Origin of the sequence: Microtetraspora sp. AC03309 (assembly GCF_020826795.1) — a bacterium.
Taxonomy (GTDB): domain Bacteria; phylum Actinomycetota; class Actinomycetes; order Streptosporangiales; family Streptosporangiaceae; genus Microtetraspora; species Microtetraspora glauca.
This window is the reverse complement of the sequence record NZ_JADDIL010000105.1, coordinates 1-22,394: the sequence shown is the minus strand read 5'-3', so window position 1 is coordinate 22,394 and position 22,394 is coordinate 1. Positions and strand designations below refer to the sequence as shown.

Below are 22,394 nucleotides of genomic sequence, written 5' to 3'. Positions count from 1 at the left end.
GGGCTTCGGAGAGAGTGGAGGGGGCAGGCTGGGCTTCGGCGGCGGGTGAGAGCCGCAGGAACAACAGCACCGTGCAGGCTGCCAGCAGGGCGTACAGCGCGAACGCGGCGTCACCGGGCGAGACAACGTGTTGCAGCCCCAGCGCGGCGGCGGCGAGCCCGCCCAGCGCCCCTGCCGCCAGGGCCGTCACGTTGTAGACGGTGAACATCGCGGTGAGCCGGGCGGGCGCGCATGTCTGCGCGAGTATCGACTGCTCGACTCCGGAGAAAGGCGTGTTGTCGTTGGTCGAGGGCGAGATGGTGCCGACGAACGCCGCGGCGACCAGGGCCGGGAAGGACTCGCTGACAGCGAAGACCGCTCCGGCGGCCGCCATCAGGCATCCGCACACGATCAACGCGCGACGGCGCCCCCAGCGGTCGGCGAACAGCCCCAACGCCAGACTGGACGCCACCGAACCCGCGGACGCGGTCGCCAGCAGCATCCCGGTCTGCCATGGAGCGTCGCCGTCCTGAGCGAGCATTCCCGCCAGCAGGACGCTGGTGCATCCGTACCCGAAGGTGCGCAACGCTCTCGCGGCGATGACCAGCCGCGTGTCATATGCCGTTCCGCGCCGCGATGCCCGCCTGGGCCGCTTCGTCATGGGTCCACGGTGGGCGGGCAGGCCGCGGCTCACCGGCCGGACACGCCGTCGCGGACGCCTGGCGTCCCAGGCCCTGGGACACGACCCGAACAGGTCCACGAACAGGACACGAGCAGGTCCACGAACGGAGCCTTGGACCGGCCTTGGACCGGGCCTTGGACCGGACACGAACAGGGTCTTGGACCGGACATCCGATGGAACGTCCGGGAGGGCCTCCGGCAGGACATCGGAGGCGGCCTCGGGCAGGACCGGTTGGCCGGTGCCCGTCTCGCACGAATGATCCACATCCAGGCGGCACGTGGTGCTATTCTAAAAATCGTTGGAATATAAGAGGAGTTGCCATGTCGTATCCCGAGGCGCGCTATCTGGGCGAGAACGGCGAGAACAGCGGGGTCTTCCGGCCCGCGTCCGCGCCACCGGACCTGATCATGCGACCGGACGGTACGGGGACCAACGTCCACCACCTGGCCACCGGGGCCTCGACCCACGGGCATTTCGGTCTCTACCGGTGGGAGATGGGACCGCGACCGTCCGGCCCCAGCCCGCACTTCCACCGGACCATGACCGAGTCCTTCTATGTCCTGTCCGGCACCATCCGGCTGTACAACGGGGAGCGCTGGGTCGAGGGAACGCCGGGCGACTTCCTGTACGTGCCCGAGGGCGGGGTGCACGCGTTCCGGAACGAGTCGGGCGAGCCGGCCTCGATGCTGCTGCTGTTCACGCCGGGAGCACCGCGCGAGTCGTACTTCGAGGAACTCGCCGAGATCGCGGCCGGCGACCGGGAGCTCAGTCCCGAGGAGTGGACAGAGGTCTTCAGCCGTCACGACCAGTACATGGTCTGACCATGGCCGGATTCCCCGAGGAACCGATCTACCAGCAGCTCGCCCGCATCGGGAAGGCGTTCGCCGGCCCCGTGCGGCTGCGGCTGCTCGATGTCCTGACCGAGGGGGAGCGCACGGTGGAGGAGTTGTCCGAGGAGGCGGGGATCGCGCTGAAGAACACCTCGGCCCAGCTGCAACAGCTCCGCGCGGCTCACCTCGTGACGAGCAGAAGGGAGGGGACGCGCATCTACTACCGTCTGGCCGACGAGCGCGTTCCGCTGTTCCTCGGCCAGTTGCGCGACTTCGCGCACGAGCGGCTCGCCGATCTCAGGGACGCGGTGTCGGAGCACATCGACTCCCTGGAGGGGGTGACCGCCGACGAACTGGCCGGGCGGCTCGCCGATCCGAACACCATGGTCATCGATGTGCGGTCGGCCGACTCGTACGCCGAAGGGCATCTTCCCGGGGCGGTCTCGCTGCCGCTGGAGGAACTCCGGGATCGTCTCGACGAGTTGCCGCATGATGTCGAGATCGTCGCCTACTGCGGGGGTCCGTACTGCGTCGTGTCCCCACGGGCCGTCCGGCTCCTGCGCGAACACGGTCGCCGGGCCCGCCCCCTGGAGGGAGGCATCACCGGCTGGCGCGGTTCCGGCCATCGCCTGGCCGACCACTGAGCACCGCCGGAGCACCGCCGGAGCACCGGCCCGGCGCCAACCATGCGCCACCGGAACACCGGCCGAACCCTATGCGGCGCCATCGGCCGGGCAACCGGCCGATCACCGATCACGGCGCGTCAGGAGACCCGGGACAGCCCTTGCTCACCCCGGGGCCCGCTGTGGACGCCGTGGGTTCCGCTCTCGATCCCGTGCCGCTTGTGCCCGGCGCCCGCGAGCTGGTGCCCTATCCGGCGGAGAGTGGGCAGAAACCAGTAGTCGAGGCCGTTCTCGCGCTCCGCGTCGGACTCCGTCTCCAGGAGCTGGAACTCCACCAGCTCCTCGAGAATCGACTCGGCCAGGTGCTCGTCGATCCCCAGAGCCGACGCCGCGAGGTCGAGCGAGACCACCGTGGCCGGAAGCGTCGTCAGCCGGCCCAGCGCGATCTGCGCCGGCCGGGGGACGATCTGGTAGGTCCGCTTGACACTCGCCCAGATGCTCATCGGATCGTCGGCCGGCTCGACGGCGGCGGTGGCGCAGACCGCCAGCTCGTACTCCTTCCGGGCGACCAGCCGTTCGAGGGTCCAGTGCGGGCGCACCAGCAGGCACGCCGCGGCCCCCTGGAGCGCCGCCGGGAGGCCGTCGCACAGGTCGACCAGGCGGCGCGCCGCGGCCGGCTCCCGCTCCACCCGCTCCCTGCCCATCAGGTGGACGAGCAGCTGCACGCCCTCCTCGACGCTCAGCGGCGGGACGTTCACCAGCGTGGTGACGGACGGGATCGACAACCTGCGCCGGCAGGTGACCAGCAACGCGCTGTCCGGGTTGGCGGGCAGCAGCCAGTCGACCTGGCTGATGTCGACCACGTCGTCGAGCATCACCAGGGTCTTCCTCGAACGCGCCCACTCCTGGAAGACGTACGCGCGTTCCACGACCGACGGCGGCATCCGGTCCTCCGGCACCCCGATCGCCCTGAGGAAGTCCTCCAGCACTTTCGCGGGACTCACCCTGCGACCCTCGTGGTCGAGCATCCGGGCGAAGAACTGACCGTCGGGATAGCATTCGCGCACCTGGCGGGACACGTGAGTGCAGATGGTCGTCGTCCCGGACCCAGGTGGGCCCGCGATCATCACCACGGACGGATGATCGTGTGAAGGAGCGGTGAGCAGGTCGAGGATCTCCGCGAGCTGCCGCGTCCGGCCGACGATCACCGGAATGCTCGCCGGGATCTGTGACGGCACCACGCGCACCGGAGCGGCCGCCGTGACCTTCTCGGGCTTCGGCATGTCGAGCAGCGGATCGGCGTTCAGGATGCTCTGGTGCAGTTGCCGGATGTCGGCGGAGGGGTCCAGTCCGAGCTCGTCCGCGAGGCTGTACCGCAGGCGCTGGTAGACGCCCAGCGCGTCCGACCTGCGGCCCGCGCGGTACAACGCCTTCATCAACCGGGCAGGGAACCCCTCGTGCGTGGGATGCTTCGCGGTCAGCGCGGTCAACTCGCCCAGGAGCTCCATGTGCCGGCCGAGCGCGAGATCGGCGTCGATGCGGTTCTCCAGCGTGCTCTTGCGGTTCTCCTCCAGCCGCAACACCTCGGCCTGGAGCAGCGGCCCGCAGGTCACGTCCACCAGGGCAGGGCCCCGCCAGAGCCGAAGCGCCTCGGCGAGGGTGTCCGCGGCGGCCGGGGTCTTCCCCGCGTCCAGCGCCACCCGGCCGCGCTCCGCGAGCTGTTCGAACCGCAGGGAGTCGAGCATGCCGGGTTCCAGGGAGAGCTGGTAGCCGGACGCGGACGTCTGCAGGGAGGGCTGCCACGACTCCCCCGCGCCGGACACCCGCGTGGGCTGCGACCGGCCGAGATCAAGATCTTTGCGCAGCAGGTAGATGTAGGTCTGCAGGGTGGTCGAAACGCTCACCGGCGGGCACTGCTCCCACAGCTCCTCGATGATCTGTTCCGTCCGTACGATGCCGTTCGCGCACAGGGCCATCAGGCTGAGAAGCTGTCGTAGTTTTCCCGCGGAAGGAGTGGCGATATCGTCGCCACGAATCACTTGTAGGGGACCTAAGAGGCTCACGTACATTGTCATCAACCCCCGTCATTTCTTCGAGGGGTCGTGCGAGGTGGTGCTGGTGCCGAACCCTCGAAGCGTCGGACGAAATAGCGAAGTCAATACCGTTCGGCCGCGTAGCGATTTGACCAGAATGTGTCCATAAAGTCAAGTACTTCTGTTTATCGCGTCACGCATTGCGGCACCCCCGTGGGCGACAAAGCAGAATTACATTCCCGCCGGGGAGGCCCCCGCCTCGCCGGTCGCCCGAACGTCGGTCTGGCACCGATCACTGTTCGTTATACGACTATTGTCCCAATCCAGTACGGTGTTAGCAAGAGTTTGAGGAGCGAGCATGGCAGACCGTCACCTCCCCCCTGGTGCGCCTCCGCCGCCCTGGCGGACCCCGGCCAAAGCCGCGCCCAGCAAGCCTCCGCTGACCCAGGAACTGATCGTGCGCACCGCCCTGGAGATCGTGGACAGGGAAGGGCTCGACGCCCTCAGCATGCGCCGCGTCGCCCAGGAGCTGGAGACGGGGTCCGCCTCGCTGTACGTGTACGTCGCCAACAAGGATGAGCTGCTCGAACTCCTCATCGACCATGTCTTCGGCGAGGTCTCGGTCCCCAAGGCCGATCCGGCGCGCTGGCAGGAGCAGATCAAGGAACTCGCCTTCGCGCTGCGGCGCGCGCTGACCGACCACGCCGACATCGCCAGGATCGGCATGGCGTACGCGCCCTGTGGGCCGAACGGGCTGTGGGTCGCGGAGGGATTCCTGGCCATCCTTCGGTCGGCCGGCCTGCCGGACCAGGTGTGCGGCTGGGCGGTCGACCGGTTGACCCTCTACGTCACCGCCGACGCACTCGAAGTCAGCCACCACATCGTCAGGGGGCGTGCCACGCAGTCCGACGTCGAGGCTTACTGGCGCCGCGTGGGCGACTATTACGCGAGCCTGCCGAAGGAACATTTCCCGCATACGACCGCCATGGTGGACAGTCTCCTGGCGGGAAGCGACAGCACGCGATTCGAATTCGGCCTCGACCTTTTCCTTTACGGCCTCAAAAACGTGGATCGTATTAAGAGCACGTTAACGGAAGAACCGAAAAAGGAACGCTGACCGTCATTCGACGGTCAGCGTCACGATTTTTCTCGGAGAACATCAGGCGTCCGGTCTCACGTCGAGCAGGGACGTGGTGTGAGAACCCGACCGGAAGACGGGATCGGCCATCACATCCCGCAGCAGTTCCTTCGTCGTCCGTATGTTCCGCCCGTCGATCCGGAATTCCCGCAGGGCGCGATCCATCCGCGCGATCGCCTGCTCCCGGTCGGGCGCCCACACGATCACCTTGGCGAGCAGCGAGTCGTAGTAGGGGGAGACCTCCCAGCCCGGGAAGGCGTGCGTGTCCACGCGGACGAACGGGCCGCCCGGCGGGACGAACTCGTGAAGCACACCCGGACAAGGGGCGAAGCCCCGCCGCGGGTCCTCCGCGTTGACCCGGCACTCCAGGGCCACGCCCGTGTGCCGGACGTCCTCCTGCCGGAACCCGAGAGGCCGGCCGGCGGCGATCGCGATCTGCTCCCGGACCAGGTCCACGCCGGTCACCATCTCGGTCACCGGGTGCTCCACCTGGATCCGTGAGTTCACCTCGAGGAAGGCGATGTCCCGCCCGTCGACCACGAACTCGAAGGTGCCCGCGCCGGTGAACCCCACCGCTCTCGCACCGCGTACGGCCGCGGCGCGGAGCGCCCGCGACGTGGCCGGGTCGAGGCGGGGCGCGGGACTCTCCTCGATCAGCTTCTGGTGGCGGCGCTGCACCGAGCAGTCGCGCTCCCCCAGGTGCACGACGCCGCCGTGCTCGTCGGCGAGCACCTGGATCTCGACATGGCGCGCGTGCTCCACGTACCGCTCCAGGTAGACGCGGTCGTCACCGAAGACGGCGCGCGCGGCCGCCCGGACCGAGCGGTAGGCCGGCAGCAACTCCTCCCACGTCCTGACCACCGCCATGCCCCGGCCGCCGCCGCCGGCCGACGCCTTGATGATGACCGGCAGGCCGATCTCCTCCACGACCGCGGTGACCTCCGGCGCACTGTCGACCGGCTCGCGGGTGCCCGGGAGCACCGGCAGTCCCGCGTCCGCCATCAGGCTCCTGGCCAGCGCCTTGTCCCCCAGCTCCGCCATCACCTCGGGCCTCGGACCGATGAAGACCAGGCCGTTCTTCGCGCAGATCTCGGCGAAGTCGGGGTCTTCGGACAGGAATCCGTACCCCGGGTGGACGGCCTGCGCCCCGGTGCGGAGCGCCGCCTCGACGATCGCGGGCGGGTACAGATAACTCTGCTTGGCGGGCCCGGGACCGATGTGCACCGCCACGTCCGCGGCCCTGACGACGGCGGAGTCCCGGTCGGCGGTGGAGTACACCGCGACGGTCCTTATCCCCATCTCCCGGCACGTACGGACGACCCGCAGCGCGATCTCCCCGCGGTTGGCCACGAGCACGGTCTCGAAGAGACCGTCAGGACGTCGGCCGGCCGTCACTCGCCCTCCCACGGTTCCAGCAGGAGGAGCGGCTGGTCGTACTCGACAGGCTCCCCGTCGCCCACGGGAATCTCCACGATCCGCCCGGCCGTGTCGGCGACGATCGGGTTCATCAGCTTCATCGCCTCCACGATCCCGATCTGCCTGCCCGGCTCGACGATGTCGCCCACCTCGACGAACGGTTTGGCCCCCGGCTCCGGAGCGCGGTAGAAGGTACCGACCAGCGGAGCCCGGACGGCGTGCCACACCTGCGGCTCCGGCTCCGGCTCCGGAGCAGGCGCTCCCGGCACCGCCGCCCGCGCGGCCGGGGCTTCGGAGACGCCCGCGGTGGCCTCCGGGGAGGCGCCCCACTCCATCTCGATGCTGGCCGAACCGAGTTGGACGCTGATCCGGCTGGGCGGCCGGGAGGCACCGCCCACCATGTCGACGACGGTGCGCCAGACGGTGCTGATCTCCGTCGCGATCCAGGTGTCGGGAACGGGGTCGAGAGGACCGGCGTCCGGAGAGGCCGAAGGAAGCGTTTCTGTCACGGAAGGATTCCTTTCTCCTTGAGGGAGGCGTCGACCGATCCGAAGCGCCGGTATCGTGCGCGGCGCTCGGCCACCAGATCCGCGCCGTCGCGCCCGCGCAGCCTCCGCACCGCGTGGACCACCGCCCGGCGGACGAGCCGCGCCGCCGCCGCCGGATCGCGGTGCGCCCCGCCGTCGGGTTCCGGGACCACGCCGTCGACGACGCCGAGTTCGAGCATGGACGCGGCGTCGATCTTCAGCGCGGCGGCCGCGGTCCCCGCCGCCTCCGGGCTGCGCCACAGGATGGCCGCGCACCCTTCGGGGCTGATCACCGAATAGACGCCGTTCTCACAGATCAGCACCTCGTTCGCCACGCCGAGCGCCAGCGCTCCGCCGCTGCCGCCTTCACCGGTGATCACGCTGACCACGGGGACCGGCAGGCTCCCCATGAGCCGGATGCACTCGGCGATGGCGTGGGCCTGGCCGTGCTCCTCCGCCTCCAGCCCCGGGTACGCGCCCGGGGTGTCGATCAGCGTCACCAGCGGGAGCCGCAGCTTCGCGGCCAGTCGCATGAGCCGCATGGCCTTGCGATATCCGGCCGGGGACGGCATGCCGAAGTTCCGGCGGACCAGCTCGTCCGTGGTGTGGCCCTTCTGGTGGCCGACGACCACCAGGGGAAGCCCGTCCACGACGGCGAGGCCGCCGGCGATGGCGGGGCAGTCGCCGCCGCCCGCGCGGTCTCCCCGCAGTTCCACGAACCTGTCGGTCCACTCGGCGACGTGGTCCAGGGTCGTGGGCCGGCCGAGGTCGCGCGCGAGCCGTACGGCCTGGTCGACGGGACGGCGGGTCAGGCCGCGTGGATCGCGGACCGCGACGTCCTCCGCGTCCCGCTCCCGTGCCCGTCCACCGCCGCCTTCTTCCCCGCCGCCGCCGTCGCCGACTCCGCCGCCGTCGCGGCCCTCCCGCCTCGCCGCCGCCGACAGCAGCGTGCCCAGGAGGTACGGCAGCTCGGCCCTGGCCCTGACTCCGTCGATGAGCCCGTGTCCCAGCAGGAACTCGGCCGTCTGGAAGTCGCCGGGCAGCTTCTGGCGGATGGTCTGCTCGATCACCCTCGGCCCGGCGAAGCCCATCCGGGCTCCCGGTTCGGCGATCAGGACGTCGGACAGCGTGGCGAACGACGCGGCGACCCCGCCGTACGTGGGATCGGTGATCAGCGAGACCGTCAGGAGCCCCGCCTCGTCCAGCCGCGCCATCGCGCCCGCGGTCTTGGCCATCTGCATCAGGGACAGCGTCCCCTCCTGCATGCGCGCCCCGCCGGAGGCGGTCACCAGCAGGAGAGGAGCCTGATCGGCGAGCGCCGTCTCGGCCGCGACGGCGACCGCCTCGCCCGCCGCCGCGCCCAGGCTGCCGCCGAGGAAGGCGAAGTCCATGACGGCCGCCACGACGGGCCGGCCCTGGATAGTGCCGCGCACCACCTGGACCGCATCGTCGAGCCCCGTCCGCGCCCGCGCCTTCGACAGCCGGTCGGCGTACGGCTCGAGATCGACGAACGACAGGGGGTCGTGCACGGTCTCCGGCGGCGCGACGCGGACGGCGGATTCCCGGTCGAGCAGCGTCGCCACGCGCCGATCGGCGCCGAGCGGGCTGTGCCAGCCACACTCGGGGCACACCCCGCCCGCCCTGTCGAACCTCTTGCGGTACAAGAGGACCCGGCAGCGGCGGCAGCTCATCCAGTCGGGCTCCTCGGACGGCGCCGCCGGGAAGCCGGGAGATCGCTCCATCATGCTGGTCATGTGGGACTCCGGTTGGGTGGAGTGGTGCGGACAGGACGGGACGGGTTCCCTACTCGCCCCCGCCGGTGCCCGGCAGGTGGGCCACGATCCGCATGGTGACCATCGACCCGCCCGACCGGTACGGGTGCAGTTGCCTGCGGTGTTCCACATGCCGGTCGCTGGTCTCGAACCGGCGGAAGCTCGCCTCGTCGACCCAGTCGCTGACGATGTAGTAGACGTCCGCCTCCTCCTCGCTGCGCGACAGCCACTGGCCGCGGTTGGCGGGGTGGGAGGTGACGGAGTCACCGACCTTCCGCCAGATCCGTTCGAATTCGGGGCCCATCCCGGGGATGATCTGCATGCGCAGCATGACCCGGTACGTCGCGTCGCTCATCAGGAGATCCCCCCGTCGACCGCGATGACCGCGCCCGTGACGAAACTGGCCAGGTCGCTCGCCAGCCAGAGAACGCCGCCCGCGACCTCCTCGGGCGTGCCGAGCCGGCCCAGGGCGGTCTTCTCGCTGTAGCGCTGGACCATGAGCTCCCGCTGCTCGGCGGGCATCGCGTCCATCGCCTCGGTGGCGATGATGCCGAGGGACAACATGGTGAACCTGATCCCCCGCTTGCCGTACTCCTTGGCCAGGGACCGGGTCAGTCCGGTCAGCGCGGCCTTGGTCGCGGTGTAGTGGGCGCGGAGCGGGATCCCCACCTCGGCCGACTTCGACCCGATGCTGATCACCGAGCCGCCGGCCGTCATCAGCGGGAGCGCACCCTGGATGACCAGGTGCACGCCGGTGACGTTCACGTCGAGGATGTGCCGCCACTGCTCGGGGGTGAGCCGCTCGTACGGCACGTGGCTGATGGTCGCGGCGTTGTTCACCACGAGGTCCAGCCGCCCGAACCGGCTCTCGCACGCGCCGAGCAGCGCGGTGATCTCCACGGGGTCGGCGAGGTCCGCGCGCAGCACGTGGTGGTCCCCGCCGAGCTCCTTGAGCTCGCGTTCCAGCGATTCGGCGGCCTCTCCCGGCTGCCGGTAGCAGGTGATGACGTCGACGCCGTGACGCGCCAGTTCCAGTACCACTCCCCTGCCGACGCCCCTGGTGCCGCCGGTGACGAGTGCCTTCTTGCCACTGAGCCCGAGGTCCATGTCGTGTCCGTCTCCGTTTCGCCTGGTCTGTCAGATGTCTCAGATGTCTCAGATGTGGTCAGGGCCGATGAGGTGTGATCGGGTGCGATCGCGGGTGACCGGGCGGGTCAGATCGCCGCGGTCGCGCGCGCGGCGGCCTCGACCTTGTCCTTGATGAGCTGGAGCTGCACCGGCGTGTTGCGGTTGAGGCGGTCGCGCATCGCCTCGTCGCCCACCGGGGCGCCCGGCTTCATCTCGAAGTCCTGGACCCACCGCATGCGGACCCCCTGGTCCGTCTCGATGTACTCCCAGAAGATCGACATGTACTTGAAGGGGCCCGTCTCGACGCGGTGCGAGCGGACCGTGCGCGTGTCGGGATCGGGGGTGCGCAGGGACATCCAGCTCCACACCGTGCCGTTCTCGTCGGGGTGCAGCGCGAGCCGGAACAGGATGGAGTCGCCGCGCCGCTCGATGATCGTCGCCTCGGAGTACTCGCTGAACAGCTCGGTCCACGACTCGATGTCGTTCGTCATCCGCCACACGACGTCGATGGGCGCGTCGATGACGATGTGGTTGTCGGTGTGCCCGGCCATCTCAGGCCACCTCGACGGTGTCGGCGAGACGGCCGTTGATGTACGCGAGGGTCGCGCGGGGCGTGACCATCTCGTGGACCGCGTCGTCGGGGATGACGACTCCGTAGCGCTTCTCGACCTGGCTGGCCAGCTCCAGCAGCGCGAGCGAGTCGTAGCCGAGGTCGGCCAGGGAGACGTCGGAGATGTCCCCGTCCAGGTCGACCTGCTCGTCCTCCCCCGCGATCGCGCGCAGCGTCTGCTTGAGGTCCTCCATGGTGAATTCGGGCATGTTCCGCTCACTTTCCGGTTCGGGAGATGTTTCCGGTTCGGGAGATGTGGTGAAGATCGGACAGCACCATCGCCGCGGCGAAACCGCCGTGACCGCGCGCGAGTACGAGGGCGGTGCGCACGGGGGTGTCCCGCGGTTCACCGAGCACGAGGTCCAGCTCGCAGCCGGGGGCGAGCCTGGTCGGTCCCACGGTGTGCGGGATGACGTCGTCGCGGATCGCGAACAGCGCCGTCGCGATGTCGAGGGCGGCGCCACCGCCGTACAGGCGGCCGGTGAGGGTCTTGGGCGCGGTGACCGGCACGCCCCGGGGGCCGAACACCGCGGTGATGGCCTCGGCCTCCGCCAGGTCGAGTTCGGGCACTCCCGCCGCGTCGGCGAACACGACGTCGATGTCGCCCGGGGTGACGCCGGCGTCCGCCAGCGCGCGCTCGATGGTGCCGCGCAGCGCGGGACGCCGTCCCGATCCGGGCCGCGGGTCGAAGCCGGCGGCGTACCCGCGGATCGCGCCGTAGCCGTCCGGGGCGTCGCGCTCCACCACGAGGATGGCCCCGCCCTCGCCCGGCAGATATCCCGAGGCGGCGGCATCGAAGGGCAGGTACGCCCGGCCGGGGTCCTGCTCGGTGGAGAGCAGGCCGGTGGCGAGCTGGGCCGTGAGGCCGTAGGGGCACAGCGAGGCGTCGGTCCCGCCGCTGACCACGAGCCGGGCGCCGGACCTCAGCAGCCGGCGGGCCTGGCCGAGCGCGTCGAGCCCGCCGGCCTGCTCCGTGCACAGGACACCGCAGGGACCGCGCATGCCGTGCCTGATCGACACCTGTCCGGTGGTGGCGGCGTAGAACCAGCCGATCGACTGGTAGACGCTGACCCACGAGGGCCCCTTGGTGTAGAGGCGCTCCATCTCGTGCTGGCCGAACTCCGTGCCGCCGGAGGAACTCGCCGTCACCACTGCCATCTCGTACTCGGGCAGTTCACCGGGATCGACCCCGGCGTCGGCGAGGGCGGCCTGAGTCGCCGCCAGCGCCATGTGCGTCCAGTGGTCGGTCTGGGGGATCAGCCGGCCCGGCACCCGCTCCCTTGCCGCGAATCCCGACACCTCGCCGGCCAGGCGCACCGGGTAGGAGGTGGGGTCGAAGCGGCTGATCCGGCCGATGCCGGACTTCCCGGCCAGTACGGCCTGCCAGTGTTCCTCAGCGCCGACTCCCGTAGGTGCCACGACACCGACGCCTGTCACCACGGCACCGGTGGCCGCGGCTCCGCTCACCACGGGGCCGCTCACCACGGGGCCGCTCACCACGGGGCCGCTCACCACGGGGCCGGGCCCGGCATCCGTTGACGCGCTGCTCATCGTCGAACCCTCCTGTGTCGGTCGCGGGCTTCCCGCGCCCGATCACAGGGTGGCTCGACTCACTGGGGCGCCCCTCGAGAGGGGCTCGACAGCTCGCTGGATGTGGCTCGCTATTCGGGGACGTTCCCGGTGGCCCGCCCGGCGAGATAGGGGGTGTGCACGTTCTCGTAGGCCAGGTGGATCGTCATCCCCATGGCGGCGTGTTCGAGGTTGTGGCAGTGGTCCATCCACACCCCGGGATTGTCGGCCTTGAAGGCCAGCTCGTAGGTCTCCCCGTCCACGACGGTGACGGTGTCCAGCCAGACGGGGCTGCCCGTGACCGGTTTCCCGTTACGGCTGAGCACGAGCACGCGGTGGCCGTGGAGGTGCAGGGGATGTTCGAGGAAGCTGCGGTTCACCACGGTGACCTTCACGAGCTCCCCTTCGCGCACCATCAGCATCGGGATGTGCGGGAAGACCGACCCGTTGACCGTCCACAGGTAGTACGGCGTGCCGTCGAAGAACCCGGGCTTGTTGTCCAGGATGAGCTGGAAGGAGCGGTCGAAGTCGCTGCCCGGCCCGAACGGCGTGGGCCGCGGCGACCCGTAGCGGGTCGGATCGAAGTCGGGGGCCTCCAGCAGCGGCGCCAGCTCTCCCTTCCCGTCGGGCGTGATCAGGAGCCCGGCGTCCGGCGCGGCCAGGTCGGCGAACCGCACCGGCCCCGCGGGCATGACGAACTCGAGGTCGTAGCGCCCGCCGCCGCCGAGGGGCAGCTTCACCTTGCTCAGCTCGGTGGGCGCGTTCACGTCGTTGCCGTCCAGGGCGGTCACCTTGAACGGGACCCCGGCCAGGGTGAACGTCTTGAGGAAGTTGTCGGAGTTGACGAGCCTGATCCGCACCGGAGTGCCCGCGGGAACGGTCTCCCTGCGCAGCGTGTCGTAGGAGTCGAGCGAGCTGATCTCGCCCTTGTCGGTGTCCCAGACGTGCGCGGCGAGCGTGAACTCCTTCAGGTTCGCGGGTCCGGGGTCGGCCTTCTCGATCACCAGAGGGCCGAAGAGCCCCCGGCGGACCTGCACCGATGACTGCTGGTGCGAGTGGTACCAGTAGGTCCCCGTCTGGCCCGCGATCCATCGGTAGGTGTGGCTCTTGCCCGGAGCCACCGCGTCCTGCGTGACACCTGCCACGCCGTCCTCGGCGTTCGGCACGTCGACGCCGTGCCAGTGGAGCGTGGTGGGGACGTCGCGTGTCCTGTTCACCAGCGTCACCTCGACGAGGTCGCCCTCGCGCACCCGCAGTTCGGGGCCGGGAAGCTGCCCGTTGAAGACCACCGCGTCCACCTCGGCCGAGGAGCTCAGCTTCATCCTGGCGTCGGTGGCGGTGAGCGTGAAGCGCTTGTCGGGGACGCCGGTACGCGGTCCGGTGAGGTCCGCCACCGAGACCGACGGCACCTTCGCCCCGCCCGCCCCCGCGGCGAGGTGGCCGTGCCCGGACACCTCGGGACCGTCGCCGTAGGTCATCGCGTGGTCCATCATGCTGTAGCTGTCGGGCAGCTTGCTGGTCTGCCAGTCCCAGGCGGCGTAGACGGCGATCAGCGCCAGCACCGTCACCGTTCCCACGAGGTTGCGGCGGGTGCGGGCCCCGCCTCTCGGCATCGGCCGTACGTCCGCCCCGGCCGTCCGCGCCCGGTGCCTGCGACCGAGCACCAGGATCCAGCCGCCGGCGACGGCGAAGGTCAGCAGGGCCGGGATGAACAGCGGCGGCGTCGGGGCGAAGATCAGCCGCGCGAAGGCGATGAGCGCCCCGATGGTCACGGCGCGCGCCGGCAGGGTGACCGCGGGCGCGGCCGCCCGCAGACGCTGCTCGGGGGTGGGCGGGGCCTGCCGGTCGGCGACCTCGGCGACCGCGAACCGCCGGAGCCGGGGCAGGGTAAGGACGAGGGCGAAGATCGTGGGGACGGCGACCAAGGGCAGGCCGATCCACAGGCGGTCCGCCGCGAACTGCGGTCCGTAGCCGCCCATGACGAGGATGGTGAACAGCCGGGCCGGCACGAGCAGGGCCCCCACCACCACGCCCACGACCAGCCTCCGGCTGCTGCGCCTGAGCTTGTGGGCGGTCTTGCTGAAGGGGAGGCGGTACAGGCGACGGGCCAGGACCGCCCAGAAGATCAGTTGCAGGATGGCGACCGTGAAGTCGTTGTTGACCTGATCGTCGTACAGCTCGATCGAGGGCTCGAACATGGGACACCTCTCTGGTGGCGTCTCTGGGATGGCATCGGCCGGCACGCGGCAGCAGATCGGCGCCGGACTCTCCGGCGGACCGGGAATCACGGCGCCGATCGACGGACTCAGTCGACGGGGCTCAGCTCACCGGCTCGGGTTCTGGCGACCCTTCCGGCGCGCCCGCGTCGGCCTCGGCGTGGACCTTGATCGCGCGAGGCAGGAAGAAGATGAGCAGGAAGGTCAGGAAGAAGACCCCGGCGTTGTACCAGCCGGCCGCGGTCATCGCCTGGTTGAAGAGGTCGTTCCTGCCCTCATCCGCCGCCGTGGTGAAGGCGGTGCGCACGGAGGGCGGGACGTCCTGCTGGGGCGACTCCGCCTCGGCGCAGCTCGCGGGCACCGCGGTCGGATCCTTCTCCTCCGCCCGGTCCACGAAACACCGGACGAAGCCCCGGCTCGCCTCCTCCGCCGCCGAGGCGGGCGCCCCCGCGGCCTGCAGCGCCGTACGGATCCTCGGGGTGACCGACTCGGCGACGTTCTGGGCCTGCGCGCTCACCGAGCCGAAGAAGACCAGGCCGACCAGGGCGATCCCCAGCGCGCCGCCGATCTGCTGGACCGCGCTGAGGACTCCGGACGCCGAGCCCGCCTCGGTCGGGGGGACGTCGGACACCACGGCGTCGACCAGCAGCGGGGCGACCAGACCCATGCCGATGCCGCCGACGAGCATGCTCGGGACGTACCACCACAGGGAGACGTCGGCGCCGCCGGTCTGGATGGTGACGATGACGCCGCCCATGGCGAGGGTCATCAGGCCCGTGCCGATGTGCAGCACCGTACGGCCGAGCTTGGGCGCGAGCTGGAACCCGGTGCCGCTGGCCACGGCGATGCCGACGGACCAGGGCAGCAGGGTCAGGGCCGCCGACAGGACGGACTCACCACGGCCCGCCTGCAGGTAGATGATGAACACCAGGAAGAAGGACACGATGCCGGCGAAGAAGGACAGGTTCACCAGGAGCCCGCCGGTGAACGACACCTTCCTGAAGAGCGAGGGAGGCACCAGCGGCGAGGCGTTCCTGCCGGCCCGGCGGCGCTGGTGCGCGCCGAAGATCAGCAGCCCGACGATGGACGCCGCCATCATGGCCAGGGTCCACACCGGCCAGCCCAGGTCGCGGCCCTGGATCAGCGGATACATCAGCAGCAGCATGGTGACCGTGATCAGGAAGCTGCCCACGAGGTCGAGCCGCAGGGTGTGCGCGAGCGGCACCCGCACCTCGGGCATGATCGCGATGGCGGCGACGAACGCGGCCACGCCGAGCGGCAGGTTGATGAGGAAGATCGAGCGCCATCCGCTGCCGAACAGGTCCGCGTTGAGCAGGAGGCCGCCCAGCAGCGGCCCGCTGATCGTCGCGAGACCGGCGACACCTCCGTAGACGGCGAAGGCGCCGCCGCGCTCCTTCGGCGGGAAGATCAGCTGGATCGTGGAGATGACCTGGGGGACCATCATCGCGGCCATCGCCCCCTGGAGCACCCGCGAGGCGACCAGCATCTCGGGCGAAACGGCGAATCCGCACAGGGCCGAGGCGAGGGTGAAGCCGCCCATGCCGAGCAGGAAGATCCGTTTGCGCCCGGCGATGTCGCCCAGCCGGCCGCCGGTGATCAGCAGCAGGGCGAAGGCGAGCGAGTAGCCGGCCAGCATCCACTGGGCCGAGGTGTAGGTCGCCTGGAGATCCTTCTGGATCGAGGGGATGGCGATGGCGACGATGGACACGTCGAGCAGGTCCATGAACGTCGCAACCAGGATGATCGCCAGTACGGCCCACCGGCGCTTGTGCGGAGGAGCCGCTTCTTCGGCGAGCCGCAGCGGCTGGCTCCCTTCGTGTTCGGACATCACTGCTCCTTGCAGACCTCGGAAGTGGAGACGATCGCGATACTGTTCTCGATCGCGATCACGCTATATCGCGATACTGCCGTGAGTCAAGATAGTCCGACGCATATCGCGATATCCAGTTGTCGGCGGCGAGGTATATATCGCGACTGCTGTATCGCATCACGATGATGGACCCGGCCGCTGGTGGCGGACTCGATCCCGCCTCGAGCGGGGCCGTGGTCGCCGACGGGACCGGCCAGGGGCCCGCTCCATAGATCCGGGCACCGGTCCGGTGGAGCGGTCCGGTGGAGCGGCCAAGACCGGCTCCATCTCGTTCCAAGCCCTGCTCGAGTGACCTCCGGGAGGCTCGCCGTACGAGCGCGCGACAGACGGGAGAGTGCTCAATGTGCGGTATCGCCGGTCATGTTGACTTCGAGCGAGATCTGACGGGCCGGCGCGCCACGGCCACGGCCACGGCGACGGCCATGTCGGAGACGATGGCCTGCCGCGGCCCCGACGCCGAGGGGCTGTGGACGGACGGGCACGCCGCCCTGGCCCACCGGCGGCTCGCGGTGATCGACCTCGCGGGCAGCGCCCAGCCGATGGTCGCGGAGCGGGACGGCGGGGGTCCTGCCGTCCTGACCTACAACGGGGAGATCTACAACTACCGGGAGCTGCGGAGCGAGCTGGCGGCCCGCGGCCACCGGTTCCGCACCGACGGGGACACCGAGGTCGTGCTCAGGGCCTACCTCGAATGGGGCGAGGACGTCGGGAACCACCTCAACGGGATCTTCGCCTTCGCCGTCTGGGACGCCCACGACCAGGCGCTCCTCCTGGTCCGCGACCATTTCGGCGTCAAGCCGCTCTTCTACCATCGCGGCCAGGGGGGCCGGGTGTACTTCGCCTCGGAGCCCAAGGCGCTGTTCGCCACCGGCGAGGTCGAGGCCAGGGCCGACGCCGACAGCCTGCGCGAGGCGTTCAGCCAGGTCTGGACACCCGGGCACACCGTCTTCGCCGGCATCCACGAGGTGCGCCCCGGCCACGTCGTACGGGTGGACCGCTCGGGGATCCGGCACCGGCGCTACTGGGCCCTCCAGGCCCGCCCGCACACCGACGACCTGCCCGCGACGGTGGACACGGTGCGCGGCATGCTGGAGGAGATCATCGCCGCCCAGCTCGTGGCCGACGTCCCCGTCGGGTCGCTGCTCTCCGGAGGTCTGGACTCCAGCGTGATGACCGCGCTGGCGGCCCGGCACCGCCGTGCGGCGGGTGAGGAGCCCATCCGGTCGTTCTCCGTGACGTTCACGCGTTACACCGAGCGGTTCCGCGCCGACGAGGTCCGCGACACCCCGGACGCGCCGTTCGCTCGCATGGTCGCCGAGCATGTCGCGTCGCTGCACACGCCCGTGGTCATCACCCCGGAACGGCTCGCCGAGCCGGGCGTCCGGCTGGCCACCGTGCTGGCCCAGGACCGCCCGAGCCCGCTCGGCGACATGGACGCCTCGCTGTACGAGCTGTTCCAGCAGGTGCGCGGGCACAGCACCGTCGCACTGTGCGGGGAGGGCGCCGACGAGGTGTTCGGCGGCTACCACTGGGCGTGGGTGCCGGAACTGATCGACGTGGAGGCGTTCCCGTGGATCGCCTTCTACCAGTTCTTCTGCCCGGGCGCCGGCCTCGGCAGCGGCCTGCTCGACCCGGGCCTGCTGAAGCTGCTCGACCTGGAGGGCTACGGCGCCGACCGCTACCGCGAGGCGGTCGCGGAGGTGCCGCGGCTCCCCGGCGAGTCCGGGCGGGAACGCCGTATGCGGGAGATCACCCACATGCATCTGACCAGGTGGATGCAGCACCTGCTCACCCGGGACGACCGGATCAGCATGGCGGTCGGGCTGGAGGTGCGGGTGCCCTACGTCGACCCGCGGCTGGTGGAGTACGTCTTCAACGCGCCCTGGTCGATGAAGAGCCATGACGGCCGGGAGAAGGCGCTGCTGCGGGCCGCCGGCGCCGACCTGCTGCCCGAGCAGGTGCTGAACAGGCAGAAGAGCCCGTTCCCCGTCACCCAGGACCCCCTCTACACCCGCTATCTGAGCCGGTCGCTGACCGAGATCCTCGACGATCCCGGGCAGCCGGCCCATCCCCTGGTCGACGTCCAGGCGGCGCGCGCCGTACTGGCCGCCCCGGAGAAGCTGGAGAACGGCCCCATCGCCTGGGTGAACCGCACCCACATCGAGATGGTGCTCACCCTCAACGCGTGGCTGCGCCACTACCGCGTACGGCTGGACCTCGGCTGACGATCCCCCTCCTCGAAAGGTGCGTGATGAGTCTTCACAAGGAACTCTGGACTGCGGGCGAAGAGAGCTTCGCCGCGATCGTCGACCACCCGATCCCCGCCGGGATCAGCGCGGGCGACCTGCCCAAGGCCGTGGTGGCACGGCTCGTGGCGATCGACAGCCTGCATCTGGAGGACTACGCCCGCGCGCTGGCGCTCATCGCCGCCAAGGCGCCGACCCTCGGCGACCTGGCGCACTTCGCGGGCATCGCGATGGGCGCGGCCCGGTCGGCGGGGCCCAAGCGGCAGGCCATGCTGGGCATCCTCGGCGAGGAGCCGCCCGTCCCGCCCGCGGGTGACCGCCCGTACGGTGCCTTCCTGGCCTCCGCCGGGCGGGATCTCGGCTTCGCCGAGGCGCTCGCGGCGGTGCTCCCCCGCCTGTGGTTCCACGCCGAGCTCGGCAAGGAGCTGCAGCGGCGATCCTCCCCCGACCCGGTCTACCGGGCGTTCATCGACGTCCATCTGCACCGGGACTACCTGCCCGTGGTCGAGGCCACCCTCGCCCTCGTGGACGCCCTGGGCGCGCGCGTCTCGGCGGCCGAGCGTTCGGCCATGGCGGCCAGGTTCGCCGAGGGGGCGCGCTTCGAGTTGGGAGTATGGGAGTCGGCTCGATAGCATCGGCTCGACCTCGGCCGATCGCGATATATGTCGCGATCTGGTCAAGGTCGAGCCGCTTTCGAGTAGCAATCCGCACAGTCGCGATATAGCGTGATAGTAGCGGCGGCACCGGCGGCCGGACGAGGAGGATCGCGATGGCGGAGTGGAGCGTTGAGGGACCGTACGAGATCGAGTTGGCCGGAGTGACCCAGGCCATCGTGCGGATCATCGATGGAGGCGTGGCCGTGGTCACCGACGAGGGGCCGTCCCTGCTCGAGGTCACCCGGGTGAGCGGCGCCCCGCTGCGGGTCAACGTGTGCGACGGGGTTCTCGAGATCCGGCACGACCTGGGCCTGCACCGCAAGTGGTACCGGGACCTGCCTCCCGCCTTCCTGCGCCGGACCGACCTGAGCCTGCGCCTCCCTCCCGGCACGCCGATCCGCGTCGAGACGGTCAGCGCCGGGATCACCGTGGCGGGAAGCGGCGAGGAGACCAGCCTCACCACCTTGAACGGGGAGATAGTCATGGAGGGTGCCGGTCCCCAGCTGATGGCCAAGACCGTCTCCGGGGAGATCATCGCCAGCCACTGCCACGGGCAGGTGCATCTGGAGTCCGTCTCGGGCGAGATCACCATGATCACCGAGGCGGATCCGGTCGACGCCGTGCTCAGCTCGGTCTCCGGGGCGATCACGCTCGGGCTCGGAGGAGATCGGGACAAGGCGGGTCTGGACGTGGAGCTCTCCACGGCGAGCGGCAAGGTCGTGGCCAATCCCCCCGCCGGCGGGCGCCTCTCTCCCGCGCTCGTCCCCATCGGCCCGTCCGGGCGGGGTGCCACCGGGGTGACGCTGCGGGAGAACTCCCATCGGGACCGCCAGGTCCAGGTGCGCGGTTTCACCGTCTCGGGGAAGGTGGCGCTGGTGATCCGTACCGACGACAGAGCAGACGAGAGAGCCTCCGCCGAGGCGTCCCGTACGGGCACGGAGGACGGCGCGTGATGGCGGCGGTGGCGTCCCCGTTCGGACACGGCCAGTTCAAGCTCTACCTCCTCGCGTTGCTGAAGGATCAGCCGCGGTACGGCTACGAGGCGATCAAGCTGGTCGAGGAGACGTTCCTCGGCGCCTACGCCCCGTCGGCCGGAGCCGTGTACCCCCGGCTGTCCAAGCTGGAGAGCGAGGGCTTCATCGTCAGCGAGCCGGACGACGGCGGCCGCAAGAGGTACCGCATCACGGCGGACGGGCAGGAGGAGCTGCGCCGACGGGCTCCGGAGCTTGACGAGCTGACCCAGACGATCCTCCGGATCAGCGACGAGGTCCGCAGGTCGGCGCAGCGCGTACGCGACGAGGCACGGCACGCCCCGGCGGTGCCGCGCGACCTCCCGGCGGCGGCGCCCACGGGAACGGGCACGGGAACGGGCGCGGGGACGGGCGCCGACGAGGTCCATGAGCAGGCGGGTGAACCCGCCTCCCGCGCCGTCACCCCGGATCAGTGGGGTCCTCGGGAGTGGCGGGAGGCCCTCTCCTGGGGCGCCGAGTGGCACCACGAGTGGGACTCCTACTTCGCCTCCGGCAAGACCGTCAAGCAGATGGAGAAGATGCTCGACCGGTTCAGGAACGACGCCCGCACGGCGGCCAGGGACGGCGTCGTGGACGGCCGCGCACTCGAGGAGTGCCGCCAGGCCCTGGGCGAGGCGCTGGTGCGGATCCGGCGCGCCACGGGCACGTAGCGCCGTCCCGGGATCCGGCGGGGGCCACGCGCGCCCGCTCGTCCTTTCGAGCTCCGGATCGGCGGGCCACGGGCCGGTGGCCGCCCTTTCGGGTGCCCCTTTCGAGCGTCGGCCAAGCCGGTACCGAGGCGGGCTTGGCACCCTCGCCGTGACATGGCGCGAGCACCTTCGCGGTCTCGCGCCCACGGCAACGTAGGGAGCCCGCCATGGCCACCACGCAGACGGCCCATCCGGCGCCGGTCCCCGCCCGAACGATCTTCGGGCAACCGCGCTGGTTCGCCACCCTGTTCCTCACCGACATGTGGGAGCGATTCAGCTTCTACGGGATGCAGGCGATTCTCTTCCTGTTCGCGGTGTCGCCCGTCTCCGAGGGCGGGCTCGGCCTGTCCCCCGCCGAGGCGACCGCCCTGTTCGGCCTGTACATGGCGCTGCTGTTCATCGCCGCGGTGCCCGGCGCCTGGCTGGGCGACCGGGTACTCGGCGCCCGGCGCGCCACGCTGTTCAGCGGCATGGTGATCACCGCGGGTCACGTCTGCATGGCCCTGCCGGCCGGGTGGACGGTGTGGGCGGGGCTCGCTCTGATCATCGCCGGGACCGGCCTGCTCAAGCCCAACATGAGCGCGCTGCTCAGCGGCTTCTACGGTCCGGGCGACACCGAGCGCAGGGAGGCCGCGTTCTCCGTCTTCTACATGAGCATCCAGGTCAGCGCGCTGATCGCGCCCGTCGTCACGGGATTCCTCGGCGAGACCGTCGACTGGCACCTCGGGTTCGGCGCGGCGGCCGTGGGCATGGCGTTCGGGGTGATCCAGTTCGCCGCGGGCAGGCGGCACTTCGGTCACGTCGGCGCGCTCCCCATCAACCCCGCCTCCCGGGCCGAGCGCGCGCGGGCCTTCCGCCGGGCCGGGATCTGGGCCGGTGTGGCCGTCGCCGCCGTTCTCGCCGACGGCCTCGCGGGGACCCTCAGGATCGAGCACGTCCTCATCCCCGTGGGCGTCCTGGTCCTCGCCGTGCCCGTGTTCCAGTTCCGTACGCTCCTGCGGCATCCGAGGCTGACGGCCGCGGAACGGAGCCGCGTGCTCGGCTTCGTCCGGCTCTTCCTCTCCTCCGCGATCTTCTGGATGATCTTCACGCAGTCGGGATCGGTGCTGAGCCTGTTCGCGCGGGAGTCGGTCGACCGTGACGTCCTCGGTTTCGTGATCCCCGCGAGCTGGTTCCAAGGCGCCCATCCCCTGTTCATCCTCGCCATGGCCCCGCTCTTCGCCTACGCGTGGGTACGGCTCGGCAGGCACGCCGACGCGCCTGCCAAGTTCGCGCTCGGCCTCGGACTCGTCGGCCTGAGCTACGTGCTCATGGCGCTGATCAGCCTCTCCGCCGGGGAGGGAGGCTCAGGGGGCGCG

At 70.5% G+C, this 22,394-nt stretch carries 20 protein-coding genes; 8 read left to right on the top strand and 12 right to left on the bottom strand.

The features are described from left to right. Nucleotides 1–640: MFS transporter (locus IMZ11_RS38490; RefSeq protein WP_228647808.1), on the bottom strand; the 640-nt coding region annotated here is incomplete at its 3' end. Nucleotides 641–981: 341 nt separating this feature from the next. On the opposite strand from IMZ11_RS38490, the gene IMZ11_RS38485 reads away from it, so the two are divergent. Then, entirely contained in the window at nucleotides 982–1,482 is a 501-nt protein-coding gene (locus IMZ11_RS38485; RefSeq protein ID WP_228647806.1) for a cupin domain-containing protein, read from the top strand. A gap of 2 nt (nucleotides 1,483–1,484) precedes the next feature. After that, nucleotides 1,485–2,135, top strand: coding sequence for a metalloregulator ArsR/SmtB family transcription factor (locus tag IMZ11_RS38480; protein WP_228647794.1), 651 nt, complete (start codon nucleotides 1,485–1,487; stop codon nucleotides 2,133–2,135). Between the two features lie 119 nt (nucleotides 2,136–2,254). Here IMZ11_RS38480 and IMZ11_RS38475 read toward each other — a convergent pair whose 3' ends face one another. After that, nucleotides 2,255–4,183: an AfsR/SARP family transcriptional regulator gene (locus IMZ11_RS38475; RefSeq protein ID WP_228647811.1), complete on the bottom strand. Its 1,929-nt coding sequence runs from the start codon at nucleotides 4,181–4,183 to the stop codon at nucleotides 2,255–2,257. Between the two features lie 322 nt (nucleotides 4,184–4,505). Between IMZ11_RS38475 and IMZ11_RS38470 the strand changes: the two genes are divergently transcribed. After that, the gene (locus tag IMZ11_RS38470) at nucleotides 4,506–5,264 is read left to right on the top strand and encodes a TetR/AcrR family transcriptional regulator (RefSeq protein WP_228647793.1); all 759 of its coding nucleotides are present in this window, start codon (nucleotides 4,506–4,508) and stop codon (nucleotides 5,262–5,264) included. 42 nt (nucleotides 5,265–5,306) lie between these two features. On the opposite strand, the gene IMZ11_RS38465 is transcribed toward IMZ11_RS38470, so the two are convergent. The 10 genes from IMZ11_RS38465 to IMZ11_RS38420 form a co-directional block, all read right to left on the bottom strand. Beyond that, the gene (locus IMZ11_RS38465) at nucleotides 5,307–6,680 is read right to left on the bottom strand and encodes an acetyl/propionyl/methylcrotonyl-CoA carboxylase subunit alpha (RefSeq protein ID WP_228647792.1); all 1,374 of its coding nucleotides are present in this window, start codon (nucleotides 6,678–6,680) and stop codon (nucleotides 5,307–5,309) included. Beyond that, nucleotides 6,677–7,210, bottom strand: coding sequence for an acetyl-CoA carboxylase biotin carboxyl carrier protein (accB, locus tag IMZ11_RS38460; protein ID WP_228647791.1), 534 nt, complete (start codon nucleotides 7,208–7,210; stop codon nucleotides 6,677–6,679). The genes IMZ11_RS38465 and accB overlap by 4 nt, the downstream gene beginning before the upstream one ends. After that, nucleotides 7,207–8,982, bottom strand: a complete 1,776-nt coding sequence (accA, locus tag IMZ11_RS38455; protein ID WP_228647790.1) for an acetyl-CoA carboxylase carboxyltransferase subunit alpha/beta — start codon at nucleotides 8,980–8,982, stop codon at nucleotides 7,207–7,209. Before accA ends, accB begins: the two co-directional genes overlap by 4 nt. Nucleotides 8,983–9,031: 49 nt before the next feature. Further along, nucleotides 9,032–9,355 (bottom strand): antibiotic biosynthesis monooxygenase, encoded by a 324-nt coding sequence (locus IMZ11_RS38450; RefSeq protein ID WP_228647788.1) that lies wholly within the window; start codon nucleotides 9,353–9,355, stop codon nucleotides 9,032–9,034. Beyond that, a complete protein-coding gene (locus IMZ11_RS38445) occupies nucleotides 9,355–10,107 on the bottom strand; it encodes an SDR family NAD(P)-dependent oxidoreductase (protein ID WP_228647787.1) in 753 nt (250 codons plus the stop codon). The genes IMZ11_RS38450 and IMZ11_RS38445 overlap by 1 nt, the downstream gene beginning before the upstream one ends. Nucleotides 10,108–10,214: 107 nt before the next feature. Then, entirely contained in the window at nucleotides 10,215–10,679 is a 465-nt protein-coding gene (locus tag IMZ11_RS38440) for an SRPBCC family protein (RefSeq protein WP_228647786.1), read from the bottom strand. A gap of 1 nt (nucleotide 10,680) precedes the next feature. Further along, on the bottom strand, nucleotides 10,681–10,947 hold the full coding sequence (locus IMZ11_RS38435; RefSeq protein ID WP_061257471.1) for an acyl carrier protein: 267 nt from the start codon (nucleotides 10,945–10,947) through the stop codon (nucleotides 10,681–10,683). Between the two features lie 7 nt (nucleotides 10,948–10,954). Further along, nucleotides 10,955–12,289 carry a ketosynthase chain-length factor gene (locus IMZ11_RS38430; RefSeq protein ID WP_228647785.1) on the bottom strand — a complete coding sequence of 445 codons (1,335 nt, stop codon included), beginning with the start codon at nucleotides 12,287–12,289 and terminating at the stop codon, nucleotides 10,955–10,957. A gap of 110 nt (nucleotides 12,290–12,399) precedes the next feature. Then, nucleotides 12,400–14,505, bottom strand: a complete 2,106-nt coding sequence (locus tag IMZ11_RS38425; RefSeq protein ID WP_228647784.1) for a multicopper oxidase family protein — start codon at nucleotides 14,503–14,505, stop codon at nucleotides 12,400–12,402. A 121-nt stretch (nucleotides 14,506–14,626) separates the two neighbouring features. Continuing rightward, on the bottom strand, nucleotides 14,627–16,372 hold the full coding sequence (locus tag IMZ11_RS38420) for an MFS transporter (protein WP_228647783.1): 1,746 nt from the start codon (nucleotides 16,370–16,372) through the stop codon (nucleotides 14,627–14,629). Nucleotides 16,373–16,755: 383 nt separating this feature from the next. On the opposite strand from IMZ11_RS38420, the gene asnB reads away from it, so the two are divergent. From asnB to IMZ11_RS38395, 5 genes are all read left to right on the top strand, one after another. Next, on the top strand, nucleotides 16,756–18,639 hold the full coding sequence (asnB, locus tag IMZ11_RS38415) for an asparagine synthase (glutamine-hydrolyzing) (protein ID WP_228647782.1): 1,884 nt from the start codon (nucleotides 16,756–16,758) through the stop codon (nucleotides 18,637–18,639). Nucleotides 18,640–18,665: 26 nt separating this feature from the next. After that, a complete protein-coding gene (locus tag IMZ11_RS38410) occupies nucleotides 18,666–19,292 on the top strand; it encodes a TenA family protein (RefSeq protein ID WP_228647781.1) in 627 nt (208 codons plus the stop codon). Between the two features lie 137 nt (nucleotides 19,293–19,429). Beyond that, nucleotides 19,430–20,269, top strand: a complete 840-nt coding sequence (locus tag IMZ11_RS38405) for a hypothetical protein (RefSeq protein ID WP_228647780.1) — start codon at nucleotides 19,430–19,432, stop codon at nucleotides 20,267–20,269. Then, entirely contained in the window at nucleotides 20,269–20,997 is a 729-nt protein-coding gene (locus IMZ11_RS38400; protein WP_228647810.1) for a PadR family transcriptional regulator, read from the top strand. The genes IMZ11_RS38405 and IMZ11_RS38400 overlap by 1 nt, the downstream gene beginning before the upstream one ends. A gap of 206 nt (nucleotides 20,998–21,203) precedes the next feature. After that, the coding region (locus tag IMZ11_RS38395; RefSeq protein ID WP_228647779.1) for a peptide MFS transporter at nucleotides 21,204–22,394 on the top strand (1,191 nt) is incomplete at its 3' end.

Coding starts and splice junctions, on each gene's coding strand:
- IMZ11_RS38485 (WP_228647806.1), top strand. CDS start 982: ATGTCGTATCCCGAGGCGCGCTATCTGGGCGAGAACGGCGAGAACAGC.
- IMZ11_RS38480 (WP_228647794.1), top strand. CDS start 1,485: ATGGCCGGATTCCCCGAGGAACCGATCTACCAGCAGCTCGCCCGCATC.
- IMZ11_RS38475 (WP_228647811.1), bottom strand. CDS start 4,183: ATGTACGTGAGCCTCTTAGGTCCCCTACAAGTGATTCGTGGCGACGAT.
- IMZ11_RS38470 (WP_228647793.1), top strand. CDS start 4,506: ATGGCAGACCGTCACCTCCCCCCTGGTGCGCCTCCGCCGCCCTGGCGG.
- accA (WP_228647790.1), bottom strand. CDS start 8,982: ATGACCAGCATGATGGAGCGATCTCCCGGCTTCCCGGCGGCGCCGTCC.
- IMZ11_RS38450 (WP_228647788.1), bottom strand. CDS start 9,355: ATGAGCGACGCGACGTACCGGGTCATGCTGCGCATGCAGATCATCCCC.
- IMZ11_RS38445 (WP_228647787.1), bottom strand. CDS start 10,107: ATGGACCTCGGGCTCAGTGGCAAGAAGGCACTCGTCACCGGCGGCACC.
- IMZ11_RS38440 (WP_228647786.1), bottom strand. CDS start 10,679: ATGGCCGGGCACACCGACAACCACATCGTCATCGACGCGCCCATCGAC.
- IMZ11_RS38435 (WP_061257471.1), bottom strand. CDS start 10,947: ATGCCCGAATTCACCATGGAGGACCTCAAGCAGACGCTGCGCGCGATC.
- IMZ11_RS38430 (WP_228647785.1), bottom strand. CDS start 12,289: ATGAGCAGCGCGTCAACGGATGCCGGGCCCGGCCCCGTGGTGAGCGGC.
- IMZ11_RS38425 (WP_228647784.1), bottom strand. CDS start 14,505: ATGTTCGAGCCCTCGATCGAGCTGTACGACGATCAGGTCAACAACGAC.
- IMZ11_RS38420 (WP_228647783.1), bottom strand. CDS start 16,372: ATGTCCGAACACGAAGGGAGCCAGCCGCTGCGGCTCGCCGAAGAAGCG.
- asnB (WP_228647782.1), top strand. CDS start 16,756: ATGTGCGGTATCGCCGGTCATGTTGACTTCGAGCGAGATCTGACGGGC.
- IMZ11_RS38410 (WP_228647781.1), top strand. CDS start 18,666: ATGAGTCTTCACAAGGAACTCTGGACTGCGGGCGAAGAGAGCTTCGCC.
- IMZ11_RS38405 (WP_228647780.1), top strand. CDS start 19,430: ATGGCGGAGTGGAGCGTTGAGGGACCGTACGAGATCGAGTTGGCCGGA.
- IMZ11_RS38400 (WP_228647810.1), top strand. CDS start 20,269: ATGGCGGCGGTGGCGTCCCCGTTCGGACACGGCCAGTTCAAGCTCTAC.